This window comes from Pandoraea pnomenusa, assembly GCF_000767615.3.
GTDB lineage: Bacteria > Pseudomonadota > Gammaproteobacteria > Burkholderiales > Burkholderiaceae > Pandoraea > Pandoraea pnomenusa.
This window is the reverse complement of the sequence record NZ_CP009553.3, coordinates 2,918,939-2,932,459: the sequence shown is the minus strand read 5'-3', so window position 1 is coordinate 2,932,459 and position 13,521 is coordinate 2,918,939. Positions and strand designations below refer to the sequence as shown.

General features: G+C 64.7%; 13 protein-coding genes. 12 read left to right on the top strand and 1 reads right to left on the bottom strand.

Translation table 11 applies throughout. The annotated features are described in order from the left end of the window. The first annotated feature begins 40 nt into the window (after positions 1-40). The 12 genes from LV28_RS37040 (at position 41) to LV28_RS36985 (ending at position 11,686) form a co-directional block, all read left to right on the top strand. Positions 41-931 (top strand): ParB N-terminal domain-containing protein, encoded by an 891-nt coding sequence (locus LV28_RS37040; protein ID WP_025249247.1) that lies wholly within the window; start codon positions 41-43, stop codon positions 929-931. 86 nt (positions 932-1,017) lie between these two features. Next, positions 1,018-1,707 (top strand): GntR family transcriptional regulator, encoded by a 690-nt coding sequence (locus tag LV28_RS37035; RefSeq protein WP_023874168.1) that lies wholly within the window; start codon positions 1,018-1,020, stop codon positions 1,705-1,707. A gap of 236 nt (positions 1,708-1,943) precedes the next feature. After that, positions 1,944-2,492, top strand: a complete 549-nt coding sequence (gene tadA, locus LV28_RS37030; protein WP_115344330.1) for a tRNA adenosine(34) deaminase TadA — start codon at positions 1,944-1,946, stop codon at positions 2,490-2,492. Beyond that, entirely contained in the window at positions 2,492-3,418 is a 927-nt protein-coding gene (gene ldcA / locus LV28_RS37025) for a muramoyltetrapeptide carboxypeptidase (RefSeq protein ID WP_036642531.1), read from the top strand. Before tadA ends, ldcA begins: the two co-directional genes overlap by 1 nt. 348 nt (positions 3,419-3,766) lie before the next feature. Further along, positions 3,767-4,711 carry an allantoinase PuuE gene (gene puuE, locus LV28_RS37020; protein ID WP_038617351.1) on the top strand — a complete coding sequence of 315 codons (945 nt, stop codon included), beginning with the start codon at positions 3,767-3,769 and terminating at the stop codon, positions 4,709-4,711. 152 nt (positions 4,712-4,863) lie between these two features. Further along, a complete protein-coding gene (gene uraD / locus LV28_RS37015; protein ID WP_023596190.1) occupies positions 4,864-5,397 on the top strand; it encodes a 2-oxo-4-hydroxy-4-carboxy-5-ureidoimidazoline decarboxylase in 534 nt (177 codons plus the stop codon). A gap of 95 nt (positions 5,398-5,492) precedes the next feature. Continuing rightward, positions 5,493-6,515: an allantoicase gene (gene alc, locus LV28_RS37010; protein ID WP_038620982.1), complete on the top strand. Its 1,023-nt coding sequence runs from the start codon at positions 5,493-5,495 to the stop codon at positions 6,513-6,515. A 141-nt stretch (positions 6,516-6,656) separates the two neighbouring features. Further along, a complete protein-coding gene (locus LV28_RS37005) occupies positions 6,657-7,214 on the top strand; it encodes an ureidoglycolate lyase (protein ID WP_048806330.1) in 558 nt (185 codons plus the stop codon). Positions 7,215-7,510: 296 nt separating this feature from the next. After that, on the top strand, positions 7,511-8,935 hold the full coding sequence (locus tag LV28_RS37000; protein WP_023596187.1) for a circularly permuted type 2 ATP-grasp protein: 1,425 nt from the start codon (positions 7,511-7,513) through the stop codon (positions 8,933-8,935). A gap of 43 nt (positions 8,936-8,978) precedes the next feature. Further along, positions 8,979-9,977: an alpha-E domain-containing protein gene (locus tag LV28_RS36995; RefSeq protein ID WP_023596186.1), complete on the top strand. Its 999-nt coding sequence runs from the start codon at positions 8,979-8,981 to the stop codon at positions 9,975-9,977. A gap of 4 nt (positions 9,978-9,981) precedes the next feature. Beyond that, positions 9,982-10,788, top strand: a complete 807-nt coding sequence (locus LV28_RS36990; protein WP_038617356.1) for a transglutaminase family protein — start codon at positions 9,982-9,984, stop codon at positions 10,786-10,788. A gap of 49 nt (positions 10,789-10,837) precedes the next feature. Beyond that, positions 10,838-11,686 (top strand): proteasome-type protease, encoded by an 849-nt coding sequence (locus LV28_RS36985; protein ID WP_023596184.1) that lies wholly within the window; start codon positions 10,838-10,840, stop codon positions 11,684-11,686. Positions 11,687-11,765: 79 nt separating this feature from the next. Here LV28_RS36985 and LV28_RS36980 read toward each other — a convergent pair whose 3' ends face one another. Continuing rightward, the gene (locus LV28_RS36980; RefSeq protein WP_048806331.1) at positions 11,766-13,145 is read right to left on the bottom strand and encodes an MATE family efflux transporter; all 1,380 of its coding nucleotides are present in this window, start codon (positions 13,143-13,145) and stop codon (positions 11,766-11,768) included. Positions 13,146-13,521 lie beyond the last annotated feature (376 nt).

The following is a 13,521-nucleotide window of genomic DNA, read 5'->3' as shown; positions in this document are numbered from 1 at the left end:
GAACAGGCGATAATGCGCGCTGCAACGTTATTCCACATCCATGACAGTCCAGATCAACCAAGAACTCAAGGCGTACATCGATCCGCTCACGCCTGACGAATACGCGTCGCTCGAACAGAGTCTGCTTGCCGAAGGGTGCCGTGACGCCCTGGTCCTCTGGGGCGATGTCCTCGTCGACGGCCACAACCGCTACGAAATCTGCCGCAAGCACAGCATCGAATTCCGCACCGTTCAGAATCCGTCGTTCAAGTCGATGGACGATGTCCGTCTGTGGATGATCGACAACCATCTCGGACGCCGCAGCGTGTCCGATTACCAGCGCGGCGTTCTGGCATTGCGCAAGAAGACGATTCTCGAGGCGCGTGCGGGCGCCACCGCCGGGGCGCCGGTCGACCCGGACACGCCGCAGGCGGCCGCGCCAGGCCCGCAGGGAGACGGCGGCGGTTCGGACAGCGGCAACACGCTGGTCCCCGGGCATGCGCACACGATGGCGCTCACCCGCGCAGCGCTCGCGCGCGCGGCCCGTCTGTCGAGCAATACGCTTGGGCAGATCGAGCAGATCCACAATGCCGCGGCACCCGAGCTGGTCGATGCCGTCAAGCGAGGCGAAGTCTCGATCAACGCGGCGGCAGCCGTCTCGACGCTGCCGCAGGCGGCGCAGGTCGCGGCCGTGGTCGCCGGCAAGCAGGAGTTGCGCGAGTTGGCACGCCAGGTGCGCGAGGCGCGTCCCGTCAAGCCGCGCAAGAAGAAAGACGACGAGGTGATCGAAGACGACGACGGCACGCCGCCGTGGGATACGACCGCCGACCCGTCCGACGAACTCGCGCGCCTGTCGAAGGAGCTCAAGGCGATCACGGCCGAGCGCGACGCGCTCAAGAAGAAGGTGGCTCACCTGACCATCGCATTGGCCGAGGCGCGTGCCGGCAAGTAACCGCCCAATGCCGGTCGCCGAGACGCAATCCCGCTCTGGATCCAATTGCGCTTTGATTGGATCCAGAATCGCATCGACGTCATGTTATGTGTTTTAATCGCGCCATGCGAACCTCCGGACCCCAAGCCCTTCACCAGTCCATCCGCGACACGCTTCGAGACGAGATCTTGAGTGGCGTGCTGCCGGGTGGGTATCAACTACGTCAGGAAGCGCTAGCCGAGCGCTTTCATTCGAGCCGCGTGCCGGTACGCGAAGCGTTGCGGCAGTTGGAAGCGGAGGGGCTGGTCGTGCACCATCTCAACCGCGGTGCCACCGTGGCGAGCATGGACATCGAGCAGTTGTGCGAGCTGCTCGACATTCGCGTGGCGCTCGAATGTCATGCGGCCAAGCTGGCCGTGCCCAACATGGCCGGGCGCGACTTTCAGGTCATGGAGCAGATCCTGGCCGACTATTCGGCCTCGGAAGTCGTCTCGGAATGGGCCGAATACAACCGGCGCTTTCATCTGGCGCTGTGCGCGCCCGCCAACAACCGGCGCCTGCGCATGCTGATCGAAGCGTACTGCCTCAATACCGACCGTTATTCGCATCTTGCGATGTCGCAGGCCACGGGCAAGGAAAAGCCGCAGCACGACCACTACGAGATTCTGGCGGCCTGCCGCCGACGCGACGTGGCGGCCGTCGTGTCGATGCTCGAGTCCCACATCGTCGCCACGCGCAACGAGATCAAGGCCCTGGCACGCGAAGACGTGGGCTTCCTGTCGCGCGCATCGCTCTGATCATTCGCGTCGCTGTTGCTCGTCGTCGTGAGCTGGCCCGCAGGTGTGGGGCCGATCCACGCTTGCGTCAATCGGAAGCCCGGTTCGCCCGAAGCGGGCGTGCCGGGACGTGCGAGCGGCGCACTGACATGATCGGGGCGTGCGAGAATAGCGTATTGCCGATAGCGGCCAATTGCGCGGTATGGCGCGCCGTTCCCCGGGGCGGGCGATGCACCGCGGCTTTTCGTCAACGTTTCATGAATCGAGATTTACCCGCGACCGACGAGACCTACATGGGCCTGGCGCTCGAGCAGGCGCGCGCCGCGATGGCGCAGGGTGAAGTGCCCGTGGGGGCCGTCGTCGTTTGCGACGGTCAGGTCGTGGCGGTCGGCCACAACTGTCCGGTTGGCGGCCACGATCCGTCGGCCCACGCCGAGATGCAGGCCTTGCGTGCCGCTGCGAAGGCGTTGGGCAATTACCGGCTGCCCGATTGCGAGCTGTACGTCACACTCGAGCCGTGTGTCATGTGCGCAGGCGCCATCATGCATGCGCGCATCAAGCGCGTCGTCTACGGCGCGGCCGACCCCAAGACGGGCGCTTGCGGCAGTGTCGTCGACCTGTTCGCCGAGCCGCGTCTGAATCATCATGCCGAAGTGCTCGGCGGCGTCATGCACGACGCCTGCGTCGGCGTTCTCCAGGCATTCTTCAGCGAACGGCGCGCGGCGGCGAAGGCACGGCGGCTGTCGGCGGGCACCGAGATCGTCGGCAACACTCCTCCAACTTCCTCATCCGGATCCCCCCATTGATGCAGACCAGGCTTCTTGAACTCATTGCGCCGTCCGGCTACGCGCCGGATGTCGACGTGGCGGCACGCGGCGTCGAGGTGCTGGAGCGGCTCGGCTACACGGTGAGCAATCGTGAGGCGCTCGATCGCCGCTACCTGCGCTTCGCGGGCACCGACGCGCAGCGCGTTGCGGAGATCAACCAACTGGCCGGGCGCGACCATCCGGTACCGGACGTCGTGCTGGCGGTACGCGGCGGATACGGGGCGGTGCATCTGCTGGAACAACTCGACTATGAAGGCCTGCATCGTCGGCTGGCGGGGGCGCCGGTGGCGATCATCGGCCACAGCGACTTCACGGCCATCCAGTTGGCGCTGCTCGCGCAGTCCCGCCTGACGACGTTTGCCGGGCCCATGCTGCTGGCGGACTTTGGGGCGGAAGCGCTGAGCGACTTCACGCTGAACCAGTTCCAGACGGTTCTGCGCTCGCCGAGCCACGTGGTCGAGTGGCAGGGCGATGGCGCGAGCGGCGACATCGACGTGTCCGGCACGTTGTGGGGCGGCAATCTGGCAATGGTGTGCAGCCTGATCGGCACGCGATATCTGCCACAGATCGAGGGCGGGGTGCTGTTCGTCGAAGATGTCAACGAGCCGCCGTATCGTGTGGAGCGCATGCTGTACCAGTTGCATCAGAGCGGCATTCTCGCGCGCCAGCGTGCGTTGGTCCTTGGCGACTTCTCGCAATACCGGTTGAGCGACTACGACAACGGTTACGACATGGTGGCCATGATCGAGAGCGTGCGCAAAGTGATCGGTATTCCCGTGGTCACCGACCTGCCGTTCGGACACTGCCCCGACAAGCTCACCCTCCCGGTGGGTGGGCAGGGCCGATTGCAGACGGCGGGCGCTCAGGTTCGGCTCACGCTTACGGGATATCCCTATATCGCCTGATCCCCGACGGCGAGCCGGCCGAAAATGGCCGGACAGGCGAGCGAAAGCGCGCCGGGTCGATAACGCGGCCCGGCGCGTTTTTTTGTTCAATCGTCTGTTGCCCCGGGATTGGCGCGATTTCGAGGGTGGTTGGCGGCGGTTTCGCCGGAATTCGGCGATTCGGTACGGGAGGGGGCGTCTCACGCAAGACGACGATTCCGAGACGCTGGCCGGCGCCACAGTGTCGCGCCGGCGGGGTGACTATACGTGTAAGCGGAGCCTGAATATCTGAATATCGCTATGTTTCGGGCAGGTGGATTTGGCTACACTTCTTCGATCGTTTCGCCATCAGAAGGATGCCAAGACATCATGGCCAGCAACCCCGCAAATGCCAAGGATTACCCGCGCGATCTGATCGGTTATGGCCGCCATGTGCCGTTTGCCGATTGGCCGGGGCGCGCGCGTATCGCCGTGCAGTTCGTGCTCAACTACGAAGAGGGCGGCGAGAACTGCGTGTTGCACGGCGATCGCGCCTCCGAGCAATTCCTCTCCGAGATCATCGGTGCGGCCGCTTATGAAGCGCGCCACATGAGCATGGAGTCGATCTACGAATATGGTTCGCGTGCAGGGGTATGGCGCATTCTGCGCGAATTCGAACGCCGTGGCTTGCCGCTGACCGTTTTCGGCGTTGCGATGGCCATGCAGCGTCACCCCGAGGTGACGGCAGCGTTCCAGGAGCTGGGGCACGAGATTGCGTGCCACGGCTGGCGCTGGATTCACTATCAGAACATGGACGAGGCGACCGAGCGCGAGCACATGCGCATTGCCATCGACATCTTCAAGGAATTGACCGGCAGCGCGCCGCTGGGCTGGTACACCGGTCGCGACAGCCCCAATACGCGTCGCCTGGTGGTCGAGCAGGGCGGGTTCGTTTACGACTCGGACAACTACGGCGACGATTTGCCATTCTGGACGCAGGTGCAGACCGCCAATGGCGACGTCAAGCCGCATCTGGTCGTGCCGTACACCCTCGACTCCAACGACATGCGTTTCGCGGCGCCGCAAGGCTTCAACACGGCGGATCATTTCTTCCATTACCTGCGCGACGCGTTCGACGTGCTCTACGCCGAGGGCGACGAGGCGCCGAAGATGCTGTCGATCGGCATGCACTGCCGCTTGCTGGGGCGTCCGGGCCGTTTTGCCGCGTTGCAACGATTCCTCGATCACATTGAAAAGCACGACCGCGTATGGGTGTGCCGGCGAATCGACGTGGCGCGCCACTGGCAGGCGCGTCATCCGTTCGTGGTGGCCTGAATCCGTGAATCCGTGATGGCTTGACTCCATGAATCGGCGACCGCATCGGCAAGCGATGCGGTCGCCAATATCGAAATCGAATCCGACAGGCGTCATCGGGCCGTGCCAAGCGTGCGGCGGGGCGCCACCGTTGTTCTCCAGGAGAGCAGTTAATGAATGCCCCGTTGCCCATGACCCAGCGTACCGTTGCCGAGCTCTCGGCGTTGCCGCGTGTCGAGTTCGTTGCCGCGCTCGACGGCATCTTCGAGCATTCCCCCTGGGTGGCCGAGTCCGCCTGGGAAGATCGTCCGTTCGCGACCGTCAACGCGCTGCACGACGCCCTTTGTCAGGCGGTCGTCGACGCGGGCGAAGGCCCGCAACTCGACCTCATTCGCGCGCACCCGGAACTGGCGGGCAAGGCGGCGGTGCGCGGCGAGCTCACGGCCGAGTCCACGCGCGAGCAGGCCGGTGCCGGTCTGGACCAATGCAGCGCGCAAGAGTTTGCACGTCTGACTCAGCTCAACGACGCGTACAAAGCCAAGTTCGGTTTCCCATACATTCTGGCGGTGCGCGGTCATACGCGAGCCAGCATCATCGAGAATTTCTCTAACCGGCTCGAGAACAGTCGCGCCGACGAAATCGAAGAGTGCCTGCGTCAGATCTTCCGAATCGCGGGGTTCCGGTTGCAGGACCTCGTGCGCGACTGACACGACGGTTGCCGGGGGGCGAGCACATGCTTGCCGCGGCGGCCATCCTCTTTTTGCATCAGTGGTTTTCGTCATTCAAGTACCAAGGAGTTGGCATGGCCCTCGCCCCGCAAGATCCGAACGCACCGGAATTCGTGCGCCGATACGTGAATCTGGCCGATCCTCGCCTTGGCGCGCAGGCATTGGAGGCCAGCGACGAGTTCTTCGCGGCCAAGGAGCGCATGCTCAATCCCGAGCCGGCCGTGTTCATCCCGGGCAAGTACGACGACAACGGCAAGTGGATGGACGGTTGGGAGACGCGTCGCAAGCGCGTGAACGGATACGACTGGTGCATCGTCGAGCTGGCGCGCCCGGGCGTGTTGTTCGGCGTCGATCTCGACACCAGCCACTTCACCGGCAACTTCCCGCCGGCGGCCTCGCTCGAGGGGTGCTACAGCCCCGAGGGCGCGCCGGGAGAATCGGCGCAGTGGTTCGAGTTGTTGCCGTCGACCACGTTGCAGGGCAACGCGCACCACTACCATGCCATTGCCGAGCAGCGTCCGGCCACCCATGTGCGCGTGAACCTGTATCCGGATGGTGGTCTGGCGCGTCTGCGCCTGTACGGCCTGCCGCAGAGCGACTGGGCGGGACGCTCGCGTGACGAGCTCATCGACCTCATCGCGATGGAGAACGGGGGATACGTGGTGGCCGCGAACAACCAGCACTTCGGGTTGGCGTCGAACCTGTTGATGCCGGGTCGCGGGGTGAACATGGGCGATGGATGGGAGACGCGTCGGCGTCGCGAGCCGGGCAACGACTGGGCGATCATTGCGTTGGCGCAGCCGGGCGAGATCGCGAAGATCGAAGTGGACACCGCGCACTTCAAGGGCAACTTCCCCGACCGGTGCTCGATACAGGCGGCGTATGTGACTGGAGGCACCGAGCAGTCATTGATCACGCAGTCCATGTTCTGGCCGGTGTTGTTGCCCGAGCAGAAATTGGCGATGGACAAGCAGTTCCACTTCGAGGCGCCGGTGCAGAAGCTCGGTGCGATCACGCACATCCGGTTCAACATCATTCCGGACGGGGGCGTATCGCGCCTGCGTTTGTGGGGGCGATTGAGCGACAGGAAGGCGTAGGCAGGCGCAGCAAAAAGGGGCGGCGCGAGCGGCACCGGACCCACTCGTCGCGCGGGCATGACGCGCATGACGGGCGCGATGAGGGGTTCAGAAGCATGGTGTCCTTGCTGCGAGCCGATGGTTCGCGGGACGGGATGGCAAATGCGTGGAAAAGGGGGGCGTGACATGGCGGGTGCGGCGTTGAAGATCGAGCGGTTGACGCGAGAGGCGTTTGCGGAGTTTGGCGACGTGATCGAGCTGGAGGGGGCGAAGCATTTCGCGATCAATGGGGGGACGACCGAGCGTTATCACGATCTGGCGGCGGTGGATTTGGGGCCGGAGGGTGGGCGACCGTTGGTGAACGTCTTCCGGGGTCAGCCGAGGCAGTTGCCGTACGAGGTGAGGATGTTGGAGCGTCACCCGCTGGGTAGCCAGGCGTTCATCCCGTTGAAGACGACGCCGTATCTGGTGGTGGTGGCACCGGCGGGCGAGTTGGACGTGAGTCGCATGCGGGCGTTCGTCTCGGATGGATGGCAGGGCGTGAATTATGCGAGGGGGGTATGGCATCACCCGTTGTTGGCGTTGGAAGAAGTGAGTGACTTCGTGGTGGTGGATCGGGGTGGCGAGGGGCACAACTGTGACGAGCAGGATTTGCCGGGCGCGTATCTGCTGACGCAGGCGGCGTTGGATGCGGTGCAGAAGGCGCGAAAGGCTGCTTAAGACTGCGTGTGTTTTTGAGGCAGGCGAGACATTGGAAGCGGGCTGCAAGAGAGAACGCCGGGGAGAGATCCTCGGCGTTTTGCGTTGGTAGCGGGAGATTTTTCACCGGCATGGTGCGTGGCAGTCGGCACGAAAGCGGTGCATGGCCGGCGTAAGAAGCGATGCGGGGGCGCGCGTAGCGGAGCGGAAATGGCGGTCGCACCGAAAAAGCGCACCGGGTCGGCGCGAGAATCGCAGGGCGCCCCGCCGGGCATGGATATTGCTCGATCTCGATACGGCAATCTGCGGAGAAGCGTATGGTCGAGAGCTACAACGAGATGGCGAGCATCACGGGGACGACGCGCTCGCACTACCGGCGGTTCGACGACTGGCTCAAATGTCAGTCCGACGATGTCCTGCACCACAAGCGCGCCGAGGCCGATCTGGCATTTCGTCGCGTCGGAATCACCTTTGCCGTATATGGGAACGAAGCCGGAACGGAGCGCCTCATTCCGTTTGACCTGATTCCCCGGATCATTCCGGCGCACGAGTGGCAAACCTTGCAGAGCGGTTTGCGCCAGCGGGTCGAGGCGCTGAACAAGTTCATCCACGACGTGTATCACGATCAGGACATCTTGCGCGCCGGCGTCATTCCGGCGGAGCAGGTGTTGAAGAACGCGCAGTATCGTCCGGAGATGCAGGGGGTGGATGTCCCGGGCGACATCTACTCGCACATCGCGGGGGTGGACGTGGTGCGGGCCGGCACGGGCGACGACGGCGAGTTCTACGTGCTCGAAGACAACCTGCGTGTTCCGTCCGGTGTGTCCTACATGCTGGAGAATCGCAAGATGATGATGCGATTGTTCCCCGAGCTGTTCGCGAGGAATCGCATCGCACCGGTCGAGCACTACCCCGACCTGCTGCTCGACAGCCTGCGCGCGGTCGCCCCCGCGGGCGTTGACGATCCCACGGTCGTCGTCATGACGCCGGGCATCTACAACTCGGCATATTTCGAGCATGCATTCCTTGCGCAGCAGATGGGTATCGAGCTCGTCGAGGGGCAGGACCTTTTCGTCGAAGACAATCTCGTCTACATGCGCACGACCAACGGCCCCAGGCGTGTGGACGTCATCTACCGCCGCATCGACGACGACTTCCTCGACCCACTCGCGTTTCGCGCCGACTCCACGCTCGGCGTGCCGGGACTGCTGAGCGTCTACCGGGCGGGGCGCGTCACATTGGCCAATGCCATCGGCACCGGCGTTGCCGACGACAAATCCATTTACCCGTTCGTGCCGGACATGATCGAGTTCTATCTCGGCGAGAAGCCGATCCTGAACAATGTACCGACGTACCAGTGCCGGCGTGCGGGCGATCTTGCCTATACGCTGGACCATCTGGGGGATCTGGTCGTCAAGGAAGTCCACGGCGCCGGCGGTTACGGCATGCTGGTCGGTCCCGCGGCGACGAAAGCCGAAATCGAGGCGTTTCGCGAGCGGCTCGTCGCCAGGCCCGACGGCTACATCGCCCAGCCCACCCTGGCGCTGTCGGCATGTCCGACTTTCGTCGAGGCGGGTATCGCGCCCAGGCACATCGACCTGCGCCCGTTCGTGCTGTCGTCGGGCAAGGGGGTGACCATGGTGCCGGGTGGGCTCACGCGCGTTGCCCTGACCGAAGGATCGCTCGTCGTCAATTCCTCGCAGGGCGGGGGCACGAAAGACACCTGGGTTCTGGAGAAATGAGCATGCCTGCCGGCGATCCCTCGCAACCCAACGGGAAGAAATCATGCTAAGCCGTACCGCCGACCACCTGTTCTGGATGGCTCGCTACATGGAGCGGGCCGAGAATACCGCGCGCCTGCTCGACGTCAACCTGCAAAACCTGCTGCTGCCGCAAGACCTCGGCGACGAAGACGACGATGTCGACATCGCGCACGCGCTCTCGGCGGGCATCGACAACGAGGCGGGATGGCGCGCCACGTTGCGCATCTCCGAGCTGGAGCCTGCATTCAATCGCAAGCACGCACGCGCGACCCGGGCCAATGTTCTGGACTTCGTGGTGCGCGATCGCGACAACCCGTCGAGCATTGCGTGCTGCCTGGCCGCCGCCCGCGAGAACGCGCGCGCCGTGCGGGGCACGCTGACGACTGAGCTCTGGGAAACCGTCAACAGTACCTGGCTCGAGTTCCCACGCATGCTCGATCTGCTGGAGCGCGATCCGGCCCACCTGTTCGAATGGGTCAAGGTTCGCTCGCATCTCTCGCGCGGCGTGAGCTTCGGCACGCTGTTCCAGGACGATGCCTTCTACTTCACGCGCCTGGGCCTGTTCCTCGAGCGCGCGGACAACACCGCCCGGATCCTCGACGTGCGCTTTCACGAGGCTGTGCGGGCCGACAAGGCGGGCCCCGACGCGTCGCATCCGACGGACTTCTACTACTGGTCTGCCGTGTTGCGCAGCGTGTCCGGATTCGAGATCTACCGGAAGGTGTATCGCGACGTGATCACGCCCGAGCGCGTCGTCGAGTTGCTCATGCTCAATGCCCATATGCCGCGCTCGTTGCTCGCGTCGCTCAACGGCGTGTGCGAAAACCTCGCAACGCTCGCCAACGCGCAGTCCGGCGATGTCGAGCGCTATGCCGGCAAACTCCACGCGGAGCTCAAGTACACCGACATCCGGCAAATCCAGCAGCAAGGCCTGCATCCCGTCCTGACCGAGTTTCTCGAGCGAGTCTCCGTGCTCGGCAACAAGATCAGCCAGACATTCCTGATCCCGCTGGCGGCCTGACACCATGCGCCTGATCATCCGTCACGAAACCACCTACCGGTACGACACACCGGTGCGCTACACCATCCAGCAGCTTCGGCTCACGCCGGGCGCCTCGCAGGCGCAGCGCGTGCTGCAATGGCGCTTGAGCGCACCGGGAAAACTCACGCCGTCGCGCGACGCATTCGGCAACGACATGCACACGCTGGTGCTGCATCAGGCGCACGACGAGATCCATCTGCTCGCCGAGGGCGAAGTCGACACCACGCCGCTCGCCGACGGCAGGCTCGACGAAACGAGCCACGCCGTGCCGGTGTTATGCTTCGCCAGCGCCACACCGCTGACCGGGCGCAGTGACGCGATCGACGCGCTTGCCGCCGATGCCGGGGTGGGCACGCCCGCGGGGTTGCTCGCGCTCGCGGCGTCCATTTGCGAGCGGGTCGACTATGCGTCCGGCATCACCGCCGTGACCAGCACCGCCGCGCAGGCGCTGGCGCTGGGGCGGGGCGTGTGTCAGGATCACGCCCATCTCATGCTTGCCGTGTGCCGGGCGCGTGGCGTGCCGGCGCGCTACGTGAGCGGCTATATCGATCCGGGCGACGTGCCGCACGCCGCCAGTCACGCCTGGGTCGACGTGTGGGTGGACGGGGCGGGTTGGGTGAGCATCGACGTGACCCATGCGTGCTTCGCCAGCGGCAACTATTGCCGTCTGGCGGTGGGACGCGACTACGAATCCGCCGCCCCCGTGAGAGGCATGCGCAGCGGCGGCGCGAGCGAGGCGCTGCACGTGTCGGTCAGCGTCGACACCGTGCCGCCCGATCAACAACAATAGCGTGACACGTGACGAGGCGGCGCGCCTCGCACGGCGAGACAGGAACGACATGACGTATTGCGTGGCCATGAAGCTCGATGCCGGGCTGGTCTTTCTCTCCGATACCCGTACCAACGCGGGCGTCGATCACGTGAGCACCTTCCGCAAGATGCTCGTTTTCGAGCGTCCCGGCGAGCGCGTGATCGTGCTGCTCTCGGCGGGCAATCTTGCGCTCACGCAGGCGGTGCGCCAGCAACTCGTCGAAGCGCGCGATACCGAAACGTTATGGACCGCCAAGACCATGGGCGATGTGGCCCGTGTGGTCGGGCAGGCCATTCGCGACGTTTATGCCCGCGACGCCAAATCGCTCGAGGCGTTCGGCGTCGACTTCAATTGCAGCTTCCTGCTCGGCGGACAGATTGCCGGCGCGAAGAGCCGACTGTTCCAGCTGTACTCGGCAGGCAACTTCATCGAGGCGTCGTCCGTCAATCCGTACTTCCAGATCGGCGAATCCAAATACGGCAAGCCGATCATCGACCGGCTCGTCACGCCCGCCACGTCGCTTGACGATGGCGCCAAGTGCGCGCTCATCTCGATGGACTCGACGTTGCGCTCCAACATCTCCGTGGGACTGCCGCTCGACTTGCTCGTCTACGAGGAGGACAGCCTGCGCGTGACGCGTTTCGCGTCGCTCGATGACGATAACGTCTACTACAAGATGATTCACGACACGTGGGGTTCGCGATTGCGTCAGGTGTTCGACGAGTTGCCCGAGCCGCAATGGGCGGCGAGCGACACCGCCAATGTGCCCGCGTCGCTGCCGCCACGCGCGGCCCCCCCAGACGGCATGCCCGGTGCGGAGGACGCCGGGAGCGTCCAGTCGCTCGCGCAGACGGTGTCGCTTCGCATGCCATCCTGAGCGGGCGGCGGGAGAGGCCGCCGCATCCGGCTGACACGCGCGATGGGCCTGTGGATGCGGGCGTGCCGGATAGGGGCGTCTATGCCGGCGTCGCGCCGTGGTGGCGATGCTGCTTGCGATACAGCCACACGCTCAGCGCCAGCGTTACCGCCTCCGTGGCCAGCAACGTGTACCAGATGCCGTCGCCCCCGAGCAGGGCGTCAAGCACCCAAAGGATGCCCAGCAGCAGAATCCAGCTTCGCAGCATGGCGATGACCGCCGACGGTCCCGGCGCTTCGAGCGCTGTCAGATAGCCCGCGACGACCAGGTTGCCCGCCGCTGGCAAAAACGCCAGCGCATACCAGACGACCGCATGCTCCAGGATCGACCATGCCGCGCCGCCTGCCGGCAGGAAGAGGAACGTCAGCGGACGTGCCAAGGTTGCCATCGCGAGCGCGACGATGAACGAAAATCCGATGACGGCGAACGCCCCTAACCGGAACGAGGCGCGCAACGCCTGCGCGTTGCGCGCGCCGCGGTAGAAACTGATCATCGGCTGCATGCTCTGCACGAGCGCGACCATCGTGACCGTCGCGCCGAGCGTCATGTATTCCAGGATGGCGTAGGCGGCCAGCCCGGGCTCGCCGAAGTGCACGAGAATCACCCGGTTGAAGACGAACACCGTCAACGCCGGGGCGATGGCGCCGAGAAACTCCGACGCGCCGTTGTACATGGCGCGCCATACGTGGTTTTGTCCGTTGCCGCCAAATGCCCGACGCGCGGGCACGACACGTTTTGCGAGCACGAGATGGTAGGCGAACATGACACTGCTCGACACCATCATCGACAACCCGGTCGCGAGCGACGCACCATACATGCCCATCTCGCGAACCGCGATGAACCAATAATCGAGTGCGACGTTGGCCAGCGCACCGAGCACCATCGCGTACAGGCCGAAACGCGCCGCGGGGGCGCCTTCGACGCGAAGGAACAACTCCATTGCATAGAGTCCGTTCGCGAACAGCACAAACCAGCCCCAGCCAGACAGATAGGCGACGACGTGCGGTGTGATGGCGCCGCTCGCACCCAACGCAGCGGCGATGTCGTGTTTGAACGCGAGCACACCCGCGCTCATCGCGACGCCCGCGGCAAACATCACCCAAAGGACCTGCGAAAATGCGCGACGGGCTTCGGCGGGACGCGCCTCGCCGAGCAGGCGCGCGATGAGCGTCGCGCCGCCGACGCCGACCATCACGCTGAGCGCATAAGGCACGTAAAGCAGCGGCACCACCAGATTCAGCGCGGCGAGCGCCTGTTCACCGACGTATCGGCCGATGAAGATGCCGTCAATCAGCGTATAGACCGTGTAGACCCAGCCCGAAAGGATGGTCGGCACGGCGAGCGAGGTAAATTCCTTGAGCAGGGACGTCCTCGCGCCCTGCGTTGGGTTGCAGTGATGGGTTGTATTGGAAAGAGACATGGTCCCCTCGATGACATTGCACCGCGTCGTGTCGGGACGCGGCTCACCGTGGCTTGCATATCCGGGACATGAAAGACGTCGGAATGGGGGAGGGTTGCCGCTCGCGCGCAAGCGATGGCGTGAGCGCTCCGCCTCGCCGATGCGCGCGTTGGCGCGTTCAGCGAGGCAGGCGGGCGGACGGAGGGAACATCGCCTGGTGCAGATGCACCCACACGACGCCCTGGCGGGAGGCACAGAAAAGAAGGAAATTCATGATGTTTGTCGATCGCGTCCGAGTGACGGGCGCCTCTGACAGACACCAACCTTCATGCCGGAGTTCCCCGGTCCCGCCGCCACAGGATGCGCTGGCCAATTCCCCAGTGAGTTCGCTCTGGCT